We start from the raw sequence: 19,672 nt of genomic DNA on the forward strand, positions 1-19,672 counted from the left end.
GCGGCCGCCGTAAGATACTACGGAATATAACGAGGAATAACTATATCAGGGTTAATAGAGCGTGTAAAAGGCCGTCATGCAGAGCGTAGCGAAGCATCTCGCGTGCTGACGCTGCAATGCTATTCGATAGCAGCATGCGAGATGCTTCGCTGCGCTCTGCATGACGGTCTACGACTCTGTCCCGCCGTCCCAGGTTTCTAAATCTATAGCTATCCAAGTGGGGTTTAACCTGGCAATCAGCGTCTCTTTTTTGGCTCGGCTCCAGCCCTTAATCTCTTTTTCACGAATTATAGCTTGCTGACTGGTGGCGCAGGCTTCAAAATATACAAGGAGGTTGCATTGATATCGGCTGGTAAACCGTCCTGCTTCCCCTAAATTCTGGCTGTGTTCATGCAAACGCCTTTCCAAGTCGTTGGTCACGCCGGTGTATAGAACGGTCCGGGCGGGATTGGTAAGGATATAGATGTACATAATAGGGCTAAGAATAGCACGTCATGCAGAGCGTAGCGAAGCATCTCGCGTGCTGACGTTGCAATGCCTGACTCAACATCAGCACGCGAGATGCTTCGCTACGCTCTGCATGACGTGCTGGTGAGCCTGCTACTACCTGTTACTTCCTGCCCGCCACGGCGGCCCGAATGTCGGCTGGCGAGTCGCGCGGGATGGCGGCCAGTAGCTGTTGGGTGTACGCGTGCCGGGGGTTGGCGTAGATGTCGGCGGCGGGGCCGCTTTCTACTAGCTGGCCCTGGCGCATAACCAGCAGCCGGTCGCTCATAAACCGGGCCACCGACAGGTCGTGGGTGATGAATAAATACGTGATGCCGAACTCGCGTTTGAGGTCGTTGAGCAGGTTGAGCACCTGGGCCTGCACCGACACGTCGAGGGCCGAAACTGACTCATCGCAGATGATGCACTTGGGTTGCAGGGCCAGGGCGCGGGCAATGCAGATGCGCTGGCGCTGGCCGCCGCTGAACTCGTGGGGGTAGCGCTGGAAGTGCTCCTCGCGCAGGCCCACCGTACGCAGCAACTCCAGCACTTTGGCCTTCTGCTGCTCGCCGCTGCCGCCCACACTGTGCACTCGCATGGGCTCCCAGATGGCCTCACCCACCGTAAGCATGGGGTTGAGGGCAGCGTAGGGGTCCTGGAAAACCATCTGGAAATCGCGCCGCCGCCGCCGCAGGGCTTCGGCCGGCAGCGTGGCCCAATCGTCGCCCCCAAACAGGATGCGGCCGGCCGTTGGTTCCACCAGCCGCAGCAGCGCCCGGCCCAGCGTCGTCTTACCGCAGCCCGATTCGCCCACCAGCCCGACAGTCTCGCCCGGGTAAATAGCGAAGCTCACGCCATCCACGGCCCGCACAAACTCCGGCTTCCGGTTAAAAAATCCCTTGCGAATCGGGAAATATACCTGCAGGTTTTCTACCTGGAGGAGAGGTTCTGCGGAGCCTAGTGCTCCGGGGTCCGGGGTTTGCCAGGCCGCATCTCCTCCATTCCCTACCGCGCCAGGCGTTCCAGGGTTGAAACCCTGGGCTACGGAGCGGGGCGCAATAGTAGCGGCAGTTTCCAAGGCTTTGCTTGCTGCTACCTCGCCTCCACTGCCTGTACCGTCGTTTTGCGGCACGCCAGCTAGCCCAGGGCCTGAGCCCTGGGACGCTGGAGATGCTTGTGGTGTTGGTGTCGTCTGCGAAGCCGCCGCCACCGGGTCGGCAGACAGTGGCAACGGCAGGCCCGATTCGGCGCTGGGGGCCGATTCGAGGCCGAAATGCGGGATTTCAGGGCGTGAAACAGAATGTTCCACGGGGAACATTTTGGTGGTATCAGTATCACTTGAAGGGGCCTCACTTGCCTTGGCAGTCATTTCAGCCTCAACTACTTGCGCGGTGGCGCTTTCAGTGGAAATAAAGCCCCCATCGGCCGTTTCACGCATGAAATCGGCTACTACGGGAAGTTTTTTGCGGCCTACCGAAAGTTTTGGTCGGCAGGCCAGCAGGCCTTTGGTGTAGGGGTGCTGGGGGTTGGTGAAGATGTCGAGCACGGAGCCCTGCTCCACTACCCGGCCCCGGTACATCACCAGAATGCGGTCGGCTATTTCGGCCACCACGCCCAGGTCGTGGGTGATGAAGATGACGGCCGTGTTGTGTTCGCGGCGCAGCTCGTCGATGAGGCGCAACACCTGCGCCTGCACGGTTACGTCGAGGGCCGTGGTGGGCTCGTCGGCGATGAGCAGGGCGGGGTTGCAGGCCATGGCCATGGCAATCATCACGCGCTGCTTCTGGCCGCCGCTGATTTCGTGGGGGTAGCTGGCGAAGATTTTCTCGGGCCGGGGCAGCCGGGCCATCGTGAACAGCTCGACGGTTCGGGCGTGGGCTTCCTTTTCGCTTAGGTTGGTGTGCAGCCGCAGGGCCTCCACCACCTGGGGGCCGCAGTGGTACACCGGGTTCAGCGAGGTCATGGGCTCCTGAAAAATCATCCCGATATCATTACCCCGCACCTGCCGCAGCTGCGCGTCGCTGAGCGTGAGCAGATCCACCTCGCCCAGCGACGCGCTCTGAAACCGGGCTTCGCCACTGGCAATCCGGCCGGGCGGCATCGGCACCAGCCCCATCAGCGCCAGCGAGGTAACCGACTTACCCGAGCCCGACTCGCCCACAATGGCCAGCGTTTCGCCCCGGTGTAAATCAAACGAAATGCCCTCCACGGCCCGCGTATTGCCGCGGTGGCTATGAAAATCAATGGTCAGGTCGCGGACGGAGAGTATGGGAGCGGGCATGGGGTAAAGATAACGGGCGCAACACGGCTTGGCCCAACACGCAAACGGCCCGCCATAAGGCGGGCCGTGCAACTGGTAATTGGCAACCGAAACTTACGCTACTCCTGAAGCCTCCGCGTCGCGGTGGGCCTGGGCGGCTCCCTTGGCGGCGCGCTCTTCTGCCTCAGCAGCCTCGAAATGCTCGCCGTAGAAACGGTTCTGGAACAATAGAATCAGCGCTACACCCACGAAAATTGCGGCATCAGCAATGTTGAAGATGGGCCAGAGCGAGAGGTGCGAGCCTCCCACCAGCGGCCAGGTTGAGGGCAAAATGCCTTCGTAGATATCCACATAGAGCATATCAATCACCTGCCCGTGCAGCCAGGGCGTGGGCGCGCCGAAGGGGGCATTGTTGTAGATAACACCATAGAAAATGGAGTCAATCAGGTTGCCGATGGCGCCGCCCAGAATCAGGGCGATGCAAACCATGAGGGCATTGGGCGCGTGCTGCTTCCAGAGGCGGTAGATGTAGTAGCTAATGCCCGTTACGGCCACCAGCCGGAACGTGGTGAGCAGCAGCTTACCATAAGGCTCGGGCAGCTCTACGCCGAAAGCCATGCCCGGATTGAGGGTGTAGTGCAGCTTGAACCAGTCGCCGAACACCGGAATTTCGCCGCCCATGCCCATGGGCATGTAGCGGTGCACGGCCCATTTCGAAATTTGGTCGATGACGATGACGAGCAATGCCACCAGGTAATATTTCCAGTACTTCATTTTTCTAGAACTGAGCGGTGAGAAGGAAGAAGTGAGACCTGGGCTGACAGGCTGTCAGCGTTGGCCTCTCCCTCCTCTCGTGGCACAAAGGGACGAAGATTTTTAGACTTGGTCGCTTTGACGGGAATCCCGCCGAATAGCAGGGCAGTATATGTTTCGGAGGGCCATTTATGCCCTTTAAAACCGATTTTCGGGCGCAGCAAATTACTTTGTACGCCGATGTGCCAACCGCCGGTTTGGAGACGGCGGTTGGCACCTCAGGCTCAGGCAGTTGCCACTTCCAGCTGCGCGGGCACCGAATACTCGTCGAATTCGAGCATTGTTCCGCCGCTGATTTCCGGGCCGAAATCCAGGCTCAGGGCCTGCACTTCCTCGCGGATATAGTCGCCGAACGACTGCACGGCGGCTTCCAGCTCGGGCTGCTGGCCCAGGGTCACGCGGATTTTGTCCTGGACTTCCAGGCCGCTGTCCTTGCGCAGGTTCTGGAGGCGGTTTACCAGCTCGCGGGCCACGCCTTCCTGGCGTAGCTCGTCGGTCAGGGTCACGTCGAGGGCCACGGTGAGGGCGCCATCGGTGGCCACCAGCCAGCCGGGCAAATCCTGGGTGCGGATTTCCACGTCGTCGGGGGCCAGGGCGTAGGTTTCGCCCTCGATGTCCACGGTCAGCTGACCGGTTTTTTCGAGGGTGCTGATTTCCTCGGCGCTCATCTGCTGGATGCGGGCGCCTACTACTTTCAGCTTGGGGCCGTACTGCTGGCCAAGGCGCTTGAAGTTGGGCTTCACCGACTTCACCAGCACACCGCTGGTGTCGTCGAGGAATTCCACGTGTTTTATGTTCAGCTCGGCGCAAATCAGGTCTTCTACCAGGCCCACCTGCTCGCGGGTGGTATCGTTGAACACCGGCACTAGGATGCGCTGGAGGGGCTGGCGCACCTTCAGCACCGACTTCTTGCGCAACGAGTGAGTGAGTGAGCTGATGCGCTGGGCCAGGTCCATACGCTCTTCCAACGCGGGGTCGATGCGGGTTTCATCGGCCTGCACGAGCAGCGTGAGGTGCACCGATTCGGCGGCGAAGGGGCTGTTTTCGGCCACACCGGCGGCGCGCAGGCCGTCGGTCATGTTCTTATAAAGCCACTCGCCAAAGAAGGGCGCGATGGGAGCCATGAGCTGGGCCACGGTGGTGAGGCACTCCTGGAGCGTCTCGTAGGCGGCGCGCTTGTCGGGGGTCAGCTCGCCCTTCCAGAACCGCCGGCGCGAGAGGCGCACGTGCCAGTTGGAAAGCTGGTCGGTCACGAAATCCTGGATGGCGCGGGCGGCCTTGGTGGGGTCGTAGCCATCGTAGTAGCCGCGCACTTCCTTGATGAGCGACTGGAGCTTGCTCAGAATCCAGCGGTCCAGTTCGCTTAGCTCATGGTGGGGCACGCGGGCCGTTTCGGTGACCTGGAAGCCGTCGAGGTTGGCGTAGAGGGCGTAGAACGAGTAGGTGTTGAACAGGGTGCCGAAGAAGCGGCGCTGCACCTCCGTGATGCCGGCCGCGTCGAACTTGAGGTTGTCCCAGGGCTGGGCGTTGGCAATCATGTACCAGCGCGTAGCGTCGGGGCCGTACTGGCTGATAGTGGCAAACGGGTCGACGGCGTTGCCGAGGCGCTTGCTCATCTTGTTGCCGTTCTTATCGAGCACCAAGCCGTTGGCCATCACGTTCTTGTAGGCCACCGAGTCTTCCAGCATCACGGCCAGCGCGTGCAGGGTGAAGAACCAGCCGCGGGTCTGGTCCACGCCTTCGGCAATGAAATCGGCGGGGAAGTTCTTTTGGAATTTCTCGGCGTTTTCGAGCGGGTAGTGCCACTGGGCGTAGGGCATGGCGCCGCTGTCGAACCAGACGTCGATGAGGTCGGTTTCGCGGTACATGGGCTGGCCGCTGGGGCTCACCAGGAAGATATCGTCCACGTAGGGCCGGTGCAGGTCCACCTTTTCGCCGTTGGCGTAGGGGTTGTGGGTCATGATGTCGGCCGCTACGGCCTTGTCAATCTCCTGCTTCATCTGCTCGATGGAGCCGATGCAGATTTCCTCGGTGCCGTCCTGGGTGCGCCAGATGGGTAGCGGCGTGCCCCAGTAGCGCGAGCGGCTCAGGTTCCAGTCGACCAGGTTTTCGAGCCAGTTGCCGAAGCGGCCGGCGCCGGTGCTGGCGGGCTGCCAGTTGATGGTTTTGTTGAGTTCGATGAGCCGGTCCTTGACGGCCGTGGTCTTGATAAACCAGGAGTCGAGGGGGTAGTAGAGCACGGGCTTGTCGGTGCGCCAGCAGTGCGGGTAGGTGTGCTCGTACTTCTCCACTTTGAAGGCCGTTCCGTCGCCTTTCATGCGGATGGCAATGCTTTCGTCGAGGGTTTTGTAGTCGGCGCCGCTTTGGTCGTGGCCGTCGTAGTTCTTCACCCAGCGGCCGCCGAATTCGCCCATCTGAGCCACGTAGCGGCCGGTGCGGTCCACAATGGGGCCGAGCTTGCCCTCGTCGTCGGCCACCATCAGGGCGGGCACGCCGTTCTGCTGGGCCACCCGGAAGTCGTCGGCGCCAAACGTGGGCGAAATGTGCACGATGCCGGTACCGTCCTCGGTGGTCACGAAGTCGCCGGGAATCACGCGGAAGCCGTTTTCCTCGTTCTCAAACGCCGGATACCCGTTGTCCTGACCGAAGAGGCGCTCGTACTTGATGCCCACGAGGTCGGCGCCCTTAAAGGTGTTTTCGATGCGCCAGGGCAGCACTTTATTGCCGGCCTGGAAGTCTTCGAGCGAGGCTTCTTTCCCTTTTTCCGAGAAGTGTTTGCCTACCAGCGCCTCGGCCAGCACCACCCGGATGGGCGCGCCAGTATAGGCATTGAAGGTGCGCACCAGCACGTACGGGATATTCTTGCCCACGGCCAGACCCGTGTTGGCGGGCAGCGTCCAGGGCGTCGTCGTCCAGGCCAGGATGTACGTTTCCGGCTCGGCGGCTGTCCCAGGGGTCCCAGGGGTCCCAGGGGTCCCAGTCCCAGGGGTCCCAGGGGTCCCAGGGCTGAAGCCCTGGGCTATTGAGTTGTTCTCATCTAGCTCACCAGAATCACTAGCCCAGGGCTTCAGCCCTGGGGCTCCTGGGCCATTTGCGAACAGCTTCTCCGAAGCCGCATCCCGCTGCACCTTGAACTGGGCCACGATGGTCGTGTCCATCACATCCCGATACGTGCCGGGCTGGTTGAGCTCGTGCGACGACAGGCCGGTGCCGGCCGCCGGGGAGTAGGGCTGGATGGTGTAGCCCTTGTAGAGCAGGCCCTTGTCGTAGAGCTTCTTGAGCAGGGCCCAGCAGCTCTCGATGTACTCGGGCTCGAAGGTGATGTAGGGGTCGTCGAGGTCCACCCAATAGCCCATCTTCTCGGTCAGGTCGTCCCACTGAGCCTTGAAGCGCATGACGGTTTCGCGGCAGCGCTGGTTGTACTCCTCGATGCTGATTTTCTTGCCGATATCCTCTTTGGTGATGCCCAATTCCTTTTCCACCTGCAGCTCGATGGGCAGGCCGTGGGTATCCCAGCCGCCCTTGCGGGGCACCTGCTTGCCGAGCAGCGTCTGGTAGCGGCAGAAGATGTCCTTCACGGTGCGGGCCATCACGTGGTGGATGCCGGGCGCGCCATTAGCCGAAGGCGGACCCTCGTAAAACACGAACGTGGGCTGGCCTTCACGGCTGCTCACGCTCTTTTCAAAGATGCTGTTCTGCTTCCACCACGCCAGGATATCGGTGCCGACCTGGCCGTAGTTGAGCGGCTGCTTGAATTCGGGGTAGTTCATTGTTTGTTGAGCTTTTCTAGCCTCATGTTGCGCCTCATCCCCTAGCCCCCTCTCCGAAAAGGAGAGGGGGAACTAGAAATAGGTGCAACGAACTAGAGCTAGAATTCAGATTCAATTTTTAAATTAGTTCCCCCTCTCCTTTTCGGAGAGGGGGCTAGGGGGTGAGGCGCAACGTGAGGCGGCCAAGCGGACGGCTAACTCTTCCTCATCCGGCCCAAATCCAACTCCAAATCGTCGTCCTCGGCGTGGTAGTTGTCGTCGTAATGGCGGATGCTGGATTGGTCGATTTCCTCTTCCTTAGCCCCGTGCTCGAAGGTAACGAGCAGGCAGGGCAGCAGAATCAGGTTGGAAAAGTTGGTGATGAGCAGGCTGGCTGACATGAGCAAACCCAAGGCTTTGGTACCCCCGAACTCGGAGAAAGCAAACACCGAAAAGCCCAGAAACAGCACGATGCTGGTGTAAATCATGCTGGTCCCGGCCTCCGAAAGCGTGGTGCTGATGGCGGCCCGCACCCGGCGGCCGTTACTGGCCATTTCCTGCCGAAACTTGGCCAGCAGGTGAATAGAGTTGTCGCCATCAATACCCAGGGCAATGCTGAAAATGAGGGCCGTGCTAGGCTTGAGTGGGATGCCAAAGTAGCCCATAATGCCACCCGTGAGCAGCAGGGTAAAGAAGTTGGGCAGCAGGGCAAAAAACACCGTCCGGAAGGAGCGGAACAGTATCAGCACTACCAGGCCCACCAGGATAAAGGCGTGCAGCAGGCTGCTTTTAAGCGTGCCGATCAGAAATTCGTTGCCCTTGGTGAAGATGATGGTGGTGCCGGTGAGGCGGGCCGTCAGGTCGGTGTCCTTGAAAATCTTGTCGATCTGGGGCCGAATCTGGTTGCTGAGCAGCGTGTCGAGGTTCTGCGAGCCGATGTCGGCAATTTTGAGCGAGATACGGGCCTCGCGCATTGTAGAGTCGGTGAACGAGCGGAGCAGCTTGCCGGTGAGGTTGCCCTCGGCGCCGGGCTGGCTCTGCGAGCGGGCCAGGTAGCTGAAGATGTAGTTCTTCTCGGAGTTGTCGGGCAGGCGGTAGAAATCGGGTCTGCCGTTGTAAAAGGCCTGGTTGGAAGCCTTGAGAGCCGTTACCACGCTTACTGGACTCGTGAGCACCGGGAGGGTGCGCAGGTAATTTTCGAGCCGGTCGATGCGCTCCAGGTTCTTGAGTTTCAGCAGGCCTTTGGGCCGGCCGGTGTCCACCACAATTTCCAGCGGCATCACCCCATTGAAGTGCTGCTCAAAAAACTTGAGGTCGGAGTTCACCGTCGAATCCTTAGGCAAATCATCGACCATATACGACACCGACTTCACCTTGCTCACCCCCACGCCGGCCAGCACGGCCAGCGCCAGGGCCGTCAAGTACACCGTGCGGCGGCGCTCCAGCACCAGGTAATCGAAGAACTCCAACAGCTTGATGAGCGGCTTGGCCTCCAGGTGGTCCAGCTGCTTGGGCGTGGGCGGCGGCAGGATGGTGAAGATGATGGGCATCAGAATAAACGACACCAGAAAGGCGACGTAGATGTTGATGGTGGCCACCAGCCCGAACTGGAACAGAATGGCAATGTTGGTGAAGCAGAACACCACGAAGCCGATGGCCGTGGTGGTGTTGTTCATCAGCGTCACGAGGCCGATTTTGCGCACCACCCGGGTCATGGCCAGCACCTGGTTGCCCGATTTGCGGTAGTCGTAGTGGTAGCGGCTGAGCAGGTAGGTGCAGTTGGGGATGCCGATAACGATGATAATGCTGGGAATCAGGCCCGTGAGCAGGTTGATTTTGTAGCCCATGAGCACCATGCTGCCAATGCACCAGGTTACCACAATCAGCACAATGAGCAACGGAAACACCACCGCCGACCAGGTTCTAAAGAACATGAACAGCGTCAGGGCCATCATGGCAATGGTCAGGCCCACAAACAGCTTCATTTCCGAAGCTACTTTGGTGGTCATGGTGGCCCGCACGTAGGGCAAACCGGCGTAGTGCAGCCGGATTTTGGTGTCCTTTTCGAACTGGTGGGCGTGGGCCAGAATTTCGGCCATTACGGCCTCGCGCCGGCTCGAATTGAGGTATTTAGGGTCGATGGTGAGGGCCAGCAGCGTGGCCCCGGTGGTGGGCGAAATCAGCTGGCCCTTATAGAACTGCTGCTCATTCACCACCCGCATCAGCGAGTCGAGCTCGGCCTGTGCGCCGGGCGGGCCCCGGAAAATGGGCACGGCCCGGAAGGTGCGGTTGAGGGTGTCCTTTTCGAGCCGTGGCAGCCGCGTTACGCTCAGCACGCCGCTCACGCCCTCCACCTGGCTGAGCGTATCAGTGAGCTGGTGCAGCTGGTTGAACTTGCCCAGCTCGTACACCGAGCTGTCCTGCATGCCGAGCACGAGCACGTTGCCGTCTTCGCCGAACTGGCGCTTGAACTGCTGGAAATACACCATGTCCGGGTCGTCGGGCGCGACTACCTGGGCGAAGTCGTAGGTCATTTCGACCTTACGCGCCTCCCAGGCCATGAACACGGTAATGGCCGCCAGCAGCCCAACCAGCAGCCGGCGGTTTTTAATTACAAACAGGGCAAGATTCCGCCACATAGACCGTTAAAATGCAGCAAAGGTACGCAACCCGGGGCACCCGGCGAGTACAAGACCAACGAGTAAGTGCCGGACGAACAGCCGCTTCGGGTAAACGACCAATCGAAAAGAATATTTTTTATTTGGAATATAGGCAACATTCTCAACGGAACGTTCCGTAACTATGGCTCGTTCAAGCCGTTGTAGCGCGTAAAAATTGCACTACTGCCACATAGGCTTGTTATTTTCCATTCAACATGGTATTGTATCATTCACCCGATACGTCGCTCACCTTCGATTCCGATTCTGAAACCATGCACCTGAGCTACACGGCTACCGGGCTGTCGGTTTCATTCGGGCAGGCCTACCAGCTGGCCCTGGAGGAGATGCTGGCTCAGAATATCGGCAAGCTCTTGCTCGACCTCAAGCGTAACTCCCCCAGCACCGACGACCTGGAGGAGCTACTGATTCCACTCAGCGAGGCGCTGGCCCGGCAGCCCGTCCAGTCGCTGTTTATTGCTGCCCTCGTTTCAGAAGGGCAGTATCAGTACCAGATTGGCAACTCCATCGCCTCCTCCACCCTGCCGCCGGCCCAGGTCGAGTTCAACTACTTCACCTCCCGCCGCGACGCCACGCAATGGTTGAGCGAGAATTAGTTGGGAGGAGTTAGGAGCTGGAATACCGGCTGTCATCCTGAGCAAAGCGAAGGACCTTATCACGTATAAACGGCCGTAATAACGACTCGCTTTTACGTGATAAGGTCCTTCGCTTTGCTCAGGATGACAGCCGGTATTCCAGCTCCTAACTCCTAGCTTCCAGCTCCTCCCTTCTACAGCTGCTCAAATATTCGCGAGAAGCTCACGGCCTCGCCGATGTAGGCGCGCAGCTCCGAGATGGGCATGCGGGTCTGCTCGCGCGAGTCGCGGTGGCGCACCGTTACGGTGTCATCCTCCAGCGTCTGGCCATCAACCACGATGCAGAAGGGCGTGCCGATGAGGTCCTGGCGGGTATAGCGCTTGCCAATGGCGTCGCGCTCCTCCATAATCACGCGGAAATCGTGGCGCAGGCTGTTGAAAATTTCGGTGGCCTTCTCGGGCATGCCGTCCTTTTTTACCAGCGGGAAAATAGCGGCCTTGATGGGGGCCACGGCCGGGTGCAGGCGTAGCAGGGTGCGGGTTTTGGTCTGCTGCTGCTCGCCTTCACCCTCCGTGATGGTTTCTTCCTGGTAGGCTTGGCAGAGCGTGGCCAGGAACAGGCGGTCGGCGCCGGCCGAGGTTTCGACCACGAACGGCACGTAGTTGCCATAGGCCTTGCCGGTTTCGGGGTCGATGTCGGCGTCGAAGTACTGCTGCTTCTTCTTGCTCAGGGCCTGGTGCTGGGTCAGGTCGAAGTCGCCGCGCGAGTGGATACCCTCGATTTCCTTGAAGCCAAACGGAAATTCATACTCGATATCGACGGCAGCCTTGGCGTAGTGGGCCAGCTTTTCGTGGTCGTGGAAACGGAGCTTGTCGGCGGGCAGGCCCATCACCTCGTGCCAGCGGCGGCGCATGGCCTTCCAGTGCTCGTACCACTCGCCCTCGGTGCCGGGGCGCACGAAGAATTGGAGCTCCATCTGCTCAAACTCCCGCATGCGGAAGATGAACTGCCGGGCCACAATCTCGTTGCGGAAGGCCTTGCCGATCTGGGCAATACCAAACGGCACCTTCTGCCGGGCCGACTTCTGCACGTTCAAAAAATTGACGAAGATGCCCTGGGCCGTTTCGGGGCGCAGGTAAATCTGGCTCGAATCCTCGGCTACGGCGCCCACCTGGGTCGAGAACATGAGGTTGAACTGGCGCACCTCGGTCCAGTTGCCGGTTTTGCTGACGGGGCACAGAATCTGCTCGTCGATGATGAGCTGGCGCACACCGGCCAGATCCTCGCTCGTGAGCAGACGGCCCATTTCGGCCAGCAGGGTTTCGGCCCGGGCCAGCTCGCCGTTCTTCTCGTGCTCGGCGGCTTTGTCTTCGAGCAGCACATCGGCGCGGTAACGCTTCTTGCTGTCGAGGTTATCAATCATGGGGTCCGAGAAGCCATCGACGTGGCCCGAGGCTTTCCAGGTAAGCGGGTGCATGAAAATGGCGGCATCCAGGCCCACCACGTTCTGGTGGAGCTGGGTCATGGCCTTCCACCAAAGCTGCTTAAGGTTGTTTTTCAGCTCCACGCCGTTGGGGCCGTAGTCGTACACGGCGGCCAGGCCGTCGTAGATTTCGCTGGACTGGAATACAAAGCCGTATTCCTTGGCGTGCGACACGATATTGGCCAGCGTGCCTTCGGTAGTGGCCGCGGCGGCGGGTTTAGGGGCGTTACTCATGAGGAGAAGAAAGGTTAGAAGGAGAATGAACCGCCTGGTGGAGGCCGCCTTCCCCACAAAAGTAGCCAAAGCTTCAACGAGTACCTGACGCACTGGCTGCCGATTAAAAAAGAAGCGCTCCGGCAGCGCAAAGCGTAAGTGCGGCTCATGCCAGTGGCGGCGGCTGTGCGCTTTTTCTGTGCTTGATTTGCGCATTGGGGGCTGGTTGTGGGCTCACCTCAACCAATACCAACCGCCTGCGTTTAGCGCCTCAATCGGCCCTTACCGGAACTGGTCGGTAACAATTTCATAATCTTGCCCCGCCTAAGGGTAGGTTTACCTTTGGGATGATGAAATCAGTACTCTCACCAATCCCCCCCCTATGTTCGGCTTAGAGCCTCACGTACTCCTGCTGCTGGCTGCCTGCCTGCTTGCGGCCTGCGCGTTCGAATTCGTCAACGGCTTCCACGACACGGCCAACGCCGTAGCAACGGTCATCTACACGAATGCCCTGCGCCCCTGGGTAGCCGTTATCTGGTCGGCGTTCTGGAATTTTATCGGGGTACTCACGGGCGGCGTGGCCGTGGCCATGAGCATCGTGTATCTGCTGCCCGTCGAAAGTCTGGTCGATCAGAACGTGTACCACGGTATTGCCATGGTGGGCGCACTGATTTTGGGCGCCATCGTCTGGAACATCGGCACCTGGTACTACGGACTGCCCTCGTCTTCGTCGCACGCACTTATCGGCTCTATTCTGGGCGTGGGCATTGCCTATAGCTTCCTGCCCAACGTCGTCGATTCGGGCGTGAACTGGAGCAAGGCCGGCGACACCGGGCTGGCGCTCATCGTGGGGCCGGCTTTTGGTTTTGTGCTCACCATTCTGCTTATGTTCCTGCTGCGGCGGGTGGTCAAGAATAAGTCCATCTTCAAGGAGCCCCACAAGCACAAGCCACCGCCGCTCTGGATCCGCCTGATTCTGGTGGTTACCTGTACCCTGGTGAGCTACTTCCACGGCTCGAACGACGGGCAGAAGGGCGTGGGGCTGATCATGCTCGTACTCATCGGCATTGTACCCACCTACTTCGCCCTCGACCACACCAAAAACCCGCTCGACATGCGCGACTCGCTGGTGCGGGTAGAGCAGGTAATGAACCGCGTGAACGTGCCGGAGCTAAGCCTGGCCGATCAGAAAACAGTGGCCGAAATCCGGGTGCAGACCAACAACCTCGACCGGATTTTCACGGGTGTAACCACAGTCGAGCAACTGCCCCAACCGGCCCGCTTCGAGATTCGCAAGGGTATTCTGCTGCTTTCCAACCGCGCCAAAGTTATTCAGGACAGCGACAAGGTGCGCCTGAGCACGCTTGATCGGAAGACGCTGGACGACGGCCTCAAGGGCCTGAAATCGTTCACCGACTACGCCCCGACTTGGGTGTTCATCATCGTGTCGCTCTCGTTGGGCGTGGGCACTATGGTGGGCTGGCAGCGCATCGTTAAAACCATTGGCGAGCGAATTGGCAAGGAGCACCTGAGCTACGCGCAGGGCGCTTCCTCGGAGTTGGTTGCGGCCTCCATGATTGGCATCAGCTCGGCGCTGGGCCTGGCGGCGTCTACCACCCACGTACTCACTTCGTCCATTGCGGGTAGCATGGTGGCCAGCCGGGGCGTGAAGAACGTGAACCCGGTAATGGTGCGCAATATTGCCTTGGCTTGGGTGCTTACGCTACCGGTTACCATGACCCTGTCGGGGCTGCTGTTCCTGCTGTTGCGGGCCGTGCTGCCGGGCTAATCTGCTTAGCCAACATCTTAAAATAAGCTAAAAAGCCGCCCCGGGATTCGGGGCGGCTTTTTTGATGAATAACTGTTTTTCAGTTCAGTACCGGATCAGGAACAGTTGTCTCAAAAACAGATGCTAATGCTGCGAAAAGTCGATAAATGAAGAAGTTATCAACTTATCAACAGCTAAAAGCTGGCTTTTTGTGGATAACTGTTAATTAAGCGGGCCATTGTACCTCTAAATCCTCATCGATGAAGACCCCAAAGTTGACAAACTGAAGCTCCTCATCCTCGAAATACATGTCGATCATCTCCTTCTCGTAGGAGATGCGCATCTCACCGGTGTCCATTTTTTCGATTTCGCTGTGCTCGTGGCCGTGGCCTTTCATCAGCTCCTGAATCTGCTCGGGGCTACGGCCGTGAATGGCCTCGCCGTAGAGGCGGATGCCGGGGTGGTCGGTTTCGATGCAGCTGAGGCGGTAGTCGTCTTCGCGGTCGAAGTAAAGCGAGTAGCCTTCGTCGAGGTAGTTCCAGGCCTGGTGCTCGAACTCGTCCTCTTCTTCCGACTCTTCGATTTCCTCGGGCTCGCCCATCAGCGAGCGAACCTCATCCTGGGAGGCGCCGAATTTAAGCGGGCCCATGCCGGTGCCAAGGTGGATTTCGTGTTCTTCGGTGCTGGAGGGTTGGGCGGGGGTTTGCATAGTGACTGGGGAAAAGAGAGATGAATGGTTTTTTAAGCTGATAGCTGACAGCTTTTATTCTGGCGAAAATCTTAACGGATGAATCCGGGTGTGCGCAGCTTTTCGGTGGCTCAAAGGTAAGGCGAACCAGTGTTCCAGCTCCTCTGCCTCGGTTCAACAACAGTTCTACGGATAAAACGACAAAAGCTATCAGCTTTCCGCTAGTAGCTCACCAGAGGTTCACTTGCCGTAGCGGGCCTCAAATTCGGCCCGTTGCTCCTGGTAAGCGGGGTTGGCGCGGGCCTCGTCCCATTTGGCCTTGAAAATAGCGGCCGCTTCCGCCTTGACAGGGTCTTCGGGGGAGCGGGGCATCTCGGCACGGCCATGGGCACCGCTCTGGCCCTTTTTATCGGCCGGCACGGGCCCCGCGTACTTCTTCCCCCCCCGGTGGTTGGCGTAGCGCCGGGCGCGGGTGTAGCCCATCTGCAGAAACTTCCGCGCCATATCGGCACCCACAAAGTCGTGGACCTTCAGATAGGCCTCAAACAGCCCGTAAATCGTATCGGCCGACTCCCGGGCCACCTCGGGCGTGCGGAAGCGCCAGTGGGGCAGAATCTCGCCTTTATAGGGCTGCACCAGCAGCACCCCCTGCTCGCCCTTGCCCACCCGGTAAAGTTCGGGGTGGCGGCGAAAATCCACGGCAGTAAAATCGAGGTCGTAGTCGAAGGGCATAAGCGGCGGTCGGACCAGAAGAGACGCCTTGTATACGCGGCTTCGGGCTACGGGGCTACCGAAAACCACCCGAAGTCCCAACCCGGTACTTTTCCCAAATGCCGCGGCAGATTCCGGACAGAGCGGGGCTGTTTGGGAAATCCGGAAACCAGCCCGCTTATCCACAAGCTTAATAACTTTTGAAATTCTTTTTTTAAATAAATCTTTTTAATCCCCATCGTTAGGGCTGTTGATAAGTGGATAAGAATGGAGAGTTATCCACGGCCGGGATAACATGTGTACAAGGTTGCACTTATCCACCGTCCATCAACAGGGTATGTGGATAATAAAAGTCTTTACATCAGCATTTTACAGGAGTTTTTAACAATCCACAGTACTTATCCCGATATCCACAATCCACAGCCTCGGGCCAATGTGGATTGTGGGATTTTCGGGGGATAGTTATCCACCCTTATCCACCATCCCAAGGTGGATAATAGAGCTGTTGGGGGAGCCGAACTACCAAAAAAAGATGTCCGCAACTTCTCCACGGGTTATCCCCATGTTTCCCCGGCATTATCCACAGGTTATGCGTGCAGGCGCGGTAAGCGTGGAAAACTATGTGGATTAGCCCTAAGCCCAGTACCCAAAAAGGCGCTGACAGCGTCCAGCAGTCGTTTTGCGATGTGGATATCTTTTCGGCCTTCTCCTATATAGCGCCAAATAGGATTATAGCTGCCCAGCAGTTGGCGGCAAGCCCGGGGGGCCAGATCGGCCCCCAGATAGCTCCGGTCGGCTGTCTGAATCGACGCAAGTACGGGGGTGGATAGCTGGAAAGCAGCAGAGCCAGCACTGGCGCCACCGGCCCTCCGCGCTTTTGCCTGAAGGTCCGGCCCCCAAACAAAAGCCCGAATCCGGGGAACGGATTCGGGCTGTTTGAGGACACCATGCTGCGAAAAGCAGCTTAAAAGCGCAGTGTTTCCACGTTATCGAAGTTGGAGCGGATGGTGATGGGCTTGGGGAACAGAAAGACTGGTTCGGGGGCGGCCTTCAGGTCGGGGTCGCCGCTCTGCCAGCGGCCGTCCTGGTTGCTATCAACGAGCACGCGCAGGCGGTAGGTGGCGGGCGCGAGGTTGTCGAAACGGTAGCTGTTCTTCGGGCTGTCGAGGCTGAGCAGCACCTGGCCCTTGTCGTCGAGCAATTGCACCCAGTAACGCTTGGCCGTAGTCTGGACGGGGCCGCTGAGCGTGCCAGTCGTGGTCTGTTCGACGACCCGCAGCTTCAGGGGCCGCAGCCCCAGCAGCCGGCCCGTAGTGCTTTGCAGGGCCGTGCTGTCGAGGAGCAGCGTAACGGTTTTCTGCGCCTTGGTATCGAGGTTGATGGCCAGCGTAGAGCGGTCGGGGCTAAGCGTGCCATCCTGGGGCAGGCGCAGCGGGCGGCGCTTCAGCGAGTCTTCTACCAGCGTGCCGAAGGGCTTTTTGGGGTCGAAGCGCACGGGCTCGGTGAACACGAACTTCACCTGGCCCTGGCGATACACTTCCTTGGGGTTGCCCTCCACGCTGTAAGCCGGTGCTGGCTTGGGCGCTTTTGGCGGGGGTTCGGCAAACTTCACGGCAATCGTGTCGCGGGCCACGTTGCCGGCGCTGTCGGTGGCGGCCAGCAGGTAGCGGCCCTCGGTGAGGGCAGCGGTGCGGTACAGAATGGCCATCCGGTTACGCTCGGCCAGCTGCACGGCTTCCTGCAGCGCCGGTGCGGGAGTGGCCGTGCTGCCGAGCGGGGCCAGCGTGGCAGTCAGCAGGCCCTCGTTGTAGCTGATGCGCTGGTCGGTGGGCGAGCTTTTCTGGGTTGTGATGAGCGGGCGGCGGCTATCGGGCTTGGTCAGTACGAAGTTGAGGCTGTCCGATTTGGGGCCCACCGTCAGCAGCTCGCCGTCTGGCCGGTAACCGATGGCCTCGGGCTCCTCGTAGCGGTTTGTCTGGTTCTTGTCGGCCAGGGCATAGGCGCGGTAGCGGCCTTCTTTCAGGTAGCGCAGGGCGTAGCGGCCCTGCTTATCGGTGCGGGCCAGGTAGGTGGGCACGCCGCGTTTAACGTCCGACGTGTCGGCCTCGGGGTAAAGCAGCACCGATACGCCCTCGGCCGGCTGCTGGCTGAGCAGGCCCACCACCGTACCACTCACCGCGCCCGAATCGAGCTGGGCCCCGGTGCTGAAACTCACCGTTACGTTGGCCGCCTTGTTCTTCTCGGTAATGTCGATGAGGGCGTCGCCGAAGTTGAACGAGTACGTGGTGTTGGGCCGGAAGGGCTGCTCGAACGTGAGCGTGACGGACGTGCGGTCTTCGCGGATTTTGTACGTATTGTCTCTGCTGAGCACCGGGGCTACAAGCAGGTTTTTGGCCAGGTCCGTCAGTTGCACCTGCTCCGAAAACTCCAACCGGATGCTCTGTCCTGTTACGTTGCGGGCCCCGTTGGCGGGCGTGGAGCTGAGAAGCTTGGGCGGCGTGGTGTCGCGGATGCCGCCCTCGGGCGAGCTAATGGCCGCGCAGCCGCCCAAAATCCCGGCCGTAATCAGAAGGAAAGCTAAGCGCATTGCGGAGTTTGCAGATTGAATAGGAGTACGTGGATTTTGAGAACGACGGTGGTGGAAAACTAATTGTCATCCTGGGCGGCGCCAACGACCTGTCCGAAGGGTATGCTGTTCAGGTCGTTCGGGCTGCTCAGGATGGCAGGCGTTCCGTTGCCCCTCCCCTACCGCTTGCGGGCCACGTAAATCAGGCTGCTGTACTGGCCCTCGTGACGGGCGGCGTATTGGTTCGACTGGTAGCCGGTTTTCAGCACCGATAATAACCCGCCTTTCTGGCCGGCGCGGTGCTTTTCGCTGAGCATGCTCACGTAATAGGCATCCAGCGGCATCGGCAGCTCCTCCTCCACCCGCAGCCGATGCTTTTTGAGCAGCAGCTTCATGGTTTTGGGGCTGAAGTGGTACAGGTGCCGGGGTACATCGTAGGCTGCCCAGTCGGGGCCATAGTGCTGGGCGTCGAGGCTCTCTACGTTGGGCACGGCAATAACCAGCGTGCCGCCGGGCCGTAGCAGCCGGATGAGCTGCTTGAGCGTACCGTTGAGCTCGTGCACATGCTCGAGCACATGCCAGAGCGTAATGGCATCGAAGGACGCCTCCTGAAAATCGACCAGCCCGGCCAGGCCAATGGGCTGGCCCACGCGCCGGCTGGCCTCCTCGCGGGCCCCGGCATTGGGCTCCCAGCCGGCCACCTGCCAGCCATCGGCCTTGGCGGCAGCCAGAAAGTGACCCGTACCGCAGCCGTAGTCGAACAATTTGCCTTTGGTTGGCACCAGCTTATTGAGCAGGGCCATCTTGCGGCGCATGGTAAACACCCGCGCTACCTTATAGGCTTGGTTGATGAGCCCGCCCGCCCCGCTGTTGTGCGACACGTACTCGTCCGACTCGTAGTAGCGGCCAATGTGGGCGGCATCAGGCCGGGGGTTGGTGAACTGGAACGTGCAGGCCGCGCACTGCTGAATGGCGAAACTCTCGCGGCTCACCGACTTATCCTCGACTACCAGCTTATTGCGCAGTTCCGTTTTGCCACACACCGGGCATTCATCCAAACGTTCGTAAATCACTGATTCTCGCTGATTAGGTTGATTTCGCTGATTGCAATGACCAGGTTGGGTCCAGAAGTCAGCCGCTAGGCGAAGGTACAAAACCAAACCGGCCGCAGAATCAGAAAGAAACGGCGGCCGGTTGATGGTCTGAAAAAAGAATACCTGAAGTAAAAACCGTCATTCTGAGTGAAGCCGGAGGCGGAGTCGAAGAATCTCGCGTGCCACAGTAATTCCTGTCGTCAGGGTTAGCAGTGCGGTAGAGATTCTTCGACTCCGCCTCCGGCTTTGCTCAGAATGACTTTTCCTTTCTAGAGTGTGTGGACAGTCATGTTTAAATTTGCGGGATGCGACGCCACGAACTTACTGAGCGTGAATGGGAACTGATTCAGCCGCACACACTTGGGCAGGCCGGTACGGCAGGCGGCACAGGCCGCAACAACCGCCATTTTGTCAACGCCGTGGTCTACCGGGTGCGCACGGGCTGCGCCTGGCGCGACCTGCCCGAACGGTTTGGCCCTTGGAACACGGTAGCCCGACGCTTTCGCCGCTGGGCGCTGGCTGGGGTCTGGGAGGGCCTGTTCCAGGCGGTGCAGGAGCCGGATTATGCTTGGGTGCTGGTCGACTCG

The 19,672-nt window shown here is 59.6% G+C and carries 13 protein-coding genes; 3 read left to right on the forward strand and 10 right to left on the reverse strand.

Annotated elements, in window-relative coordinates; translation table 11 throughout:
- Positions 1-168 precede the first annotated feature (168 nt).
- The 5 genes from BLW21_RS08665 to BLW21_RS08685 form a co-directional block, all read right to left on the reverse strand.
- Positions 169-471 carry a GIY-YIG nuclease family protein gene (locus tag BLW21_RS08665; protein ID WP_092739061.1) on the reverse strand — a complete coding sequence of 101 codons (303 nt, stop codon included), beginning with the start codon at positions 469-471 and terminating at the stop codon, positions 169-171.
- A gap of 139 nt (positions 472-610) precedes the next feature.
- Positions 611-2,767, reverse strand: coding sequence for a dipeptide ABC transporter ATP-binding protein (locus tag BLW21_RS08670; RefSeq protein ID WP_092739062.1), 2,157 nt, complete (start codon positions 2,765-2,767; stop codon positions 611-613).
- 93 nt (positions 2,768-2,860) lie between these two features.
- Positions 2,861-3,520, reverse strand: a complete 660-nt coding sequence (locus tag BLW21_RS08675; protein WP_092739063.1) for a lipoprotein signal peptidase — start codon at positions 3,518-3,520, stop codon at positions 2,861-2,863.
- Between the two features lie 263 nt (positions 3,521-3,783).
- Positions 3,784-7,329: an isoleucine--tRNA ligase gene (gene ileS / locus BLW21_RS08680; RefSeq protein ID WP_092739064.1), complete on the reverse strand. Its 3,546-nt coding sequence runs from the start codon at positions 7,327-7,329 to the stop codon at positions 3,784-3,786.
- Positions 7,330-7,523: 194 nt separating this feature from the next.
- Positions 7,524-9,947 carry an efflux RND transporter permease subunit gene (locus tag BLW21_RS08685; protein WP_092739065.1) on the reverse strand — a complete coding sequence of 808 codons (2,424 nt, stop codon included), beginning with the start codon at positions 9,945-9,947 and terminating at the stop codon, positions 7,524-7,526.
- Positions 9,948-10,183: 236 nt separating this feature from the next.
- On the opposite strand from BLW21_RS08685, the gene BLW21_RS08690 reads away from it, so the two are divergent.
- A complete protein-coding gene (locus tag BLW21_RS08690; RefSeq protein WP_092739066.1) occupies positions 10,184-10,582 on the forward strand; it encodes a hypothetical protein in 399 nt (132 codons plus the stop codon).
- 173 nt (positions 10,583-10,755) lie between these two features.
- Here BLW21_RS08690 and BLW21_RS08695 read toward each other — a convergent pair whose 3' ends face one another.
- Positions 10,756-12,279 (reverse strand): glycine--tRNA ligase, encoded by a 1,524-nt coding sequence (locus BLW21_RS08695; protein WP_092739067.1) that lies wholly within the window; start codon positions 12,277-12,279, stop codon positions 10,756-10,758.
- Between the two features lie 361 nt (positions 12,280-12,640).
- Here BLW21_RS08695 and BLW21_RS08700 point away from each other — a divergent pair, with 361 nt between their 5' ends.
- Complete coding sequence (locus BLW21_RS08700; protein ID WP_092739068.1) at positions 12,641-14,047, forward strand: inorganic phosphate transporter; 1,407 nt, start codon at positions 12,641-12,643, stop codon at positions 14,045-14,047.
- A gap of 205 nt (positions 14,048-14,252) precedes the next feature.
- Here BLW21_RS08700 and BLW21_RS08705 read toward each other — a convergent pair whose 3' ends face one another.
- The 4 genes from BLW21_RS08705 to BLW21_RS08720 all read right to left on the reverse strand — a co-directional run bounded on the left by BLW21_RS08705 (position 14,253) and on the right by BLW21_RS08720 (position 19,064).
- The gene (locus BLW21_RS08705; protein ID WP_092739069.1) at positions 14,253-14,735 is read right to left on the reverse strand and encodes a hypothetical protein; all 483 of its coding nucleotides are present in this window, start codon (positions 14,733-14,735) and stop codon (positions 14,253-14,255) included.
- Positions 14,736-14,954: 219 nt separating this feature from the next.
- Positions 14,955-15,446: a DUF4385 domain-containing protein gene (locus BLW21_RS08710; RefSeq protein WP_092739070.1), complete on the reverse strand. Its 492-nt coding sequence runs from the start codon at positions 15,444-15,446 to the stop codon at positions 14,955-14,957.
- A gap of 943 nt (positions 15,447-16,389) precedes the next feature.
- Positions 16,390-18,012 carry an Ig-like domain-containing domain gene (locus tag BLW21_RS08715; protein WP_092739071.1) on the reverse strand — a complete coding sequence of 541 codons (1,623 nt, stop codon included), beginning with the start codon at positions 18,010-18,012 and terminating at the stop codon, positions 16,390-16,392.
- A 158-nt stretch (positions 18,013-18,170) separates the two neighbouring features.
- The gene (locus tag BLW21_RS08720) at positions 18,171-19,064 is read right to left on the reverse strand and encodes a class I SAM-dependent methyltransferase (protein WP_092739072.1); all 894 of its coding nucleotides are present in this window, start codon (positions 19,062-19,064) and stop codon (positions 18,171-18,173) included.
- Positions 19,065-19,390: 326 nt separating this feature from the next.
- Between BLW21_RS08720 and BLW21_RS08725 the strand changes: the two genes are divergently transcribed.
- Positions 19,391-19,672 (forward strand): transposase (locus tag BLW21_RS08725; protein WP_217633849.1); only part of this gene is annotated, 282 nt, incomplete at its 3' end.

It is taken from the genome of Hymenobacter psychrophilus (assembly GCF_900107135.1).
Classification (GTDB): Bacteria; Bacteroidota; Bacteroidia; order Cytophagales; family Hymenobacteraceae; genus Hymenobacter; species Hymenobacter psychrophilus.

What these genes read in the sequence shown, in the direction of transcription:
- BLW21_RS08690 (WP_092739066.1), top strand. Translation starts at nt 10,184, where the DNA reads ATGGTATTGTATCATTCACCCGATACGTCGCTCACCTTCGATTCCGAT.
- BLW21_RS08670 (WP_092739062.1), bottom strand. Translation starts at nt 2,767, where the DNA reads ATGCCCGCTCCCATACTCTCCGTCCGCGACCTGACCATTGATTTTCAT.
- BLW21_RS08675 (WP_092739063.1), bottom strand. Translation starts at nt 3,520, where the DNA reads ATGAAGTACTGGAAATATTACCTGGTGGCATTGCTCGTCATCGTCATC.
- BLW21_RS08665 (WP_092739061.1), bottom strand. Translation starts at nt 471, where the DNA reads ATGTACATCTATATCCTTACCAATCCCGCCCGGACCGTTCTATACACC.
- BLW21_RS08685 (WP_092739065.1), bottom strand. Translation starts at nt 9,947, where the DNA reads ATGTGGCGGAATCTTGCCCTGTTTGTAATTAAAAACCGCCGGCTGCTG.
- BLW21_RS08715 (WP_092739071.1), bottom strand. Translation starts at nt 18,012, where the DNA reads ATGCGCTTAGCTTTCCTTCTGATTACGGCCGGGATTTTGGGCGGCTGC.
- ileS (WP_092739064.1), bottom strand. Translation starts at nt 7,329, where the DNA reads ATGAACTACCCCGAATTCAAGCAGCCGCTCAACTACGGCCAGGTCGGC.
- BLW21_RS08705 (WP_092739069.1), bottom strand. Translation starts at nt 14,735, where the DNA reads ATGCAAACCCCCGCCCAACCCTCCAGCACCGAAGAACACGAAATCCAC.
- BLW21_RS08700 (WP_092739068.1), top strand. Translation starts at nt 12,641, where the DNA reads ATGTTCGGCTTAGAGCCTCACGTACTCCTGCTGCTGGCTGCCTGCCTG.
- BLW21_RS08710 (WP_092739070.1), bottom strand. Translation starts at nt 15,446, where the DNA reads ATGCCCTTCGACTACGACCTCGATTTTACTGCCGTGGATTTTCGCCGC.
- BLW21_RS08695 (WP_092739067.1), bottom strand. Translation starts at nt 12,279, where the DNA reads ATGAGTAACGCCCCTAAACCCGCCGCCGCGGCCACTACCGAAGGCACG.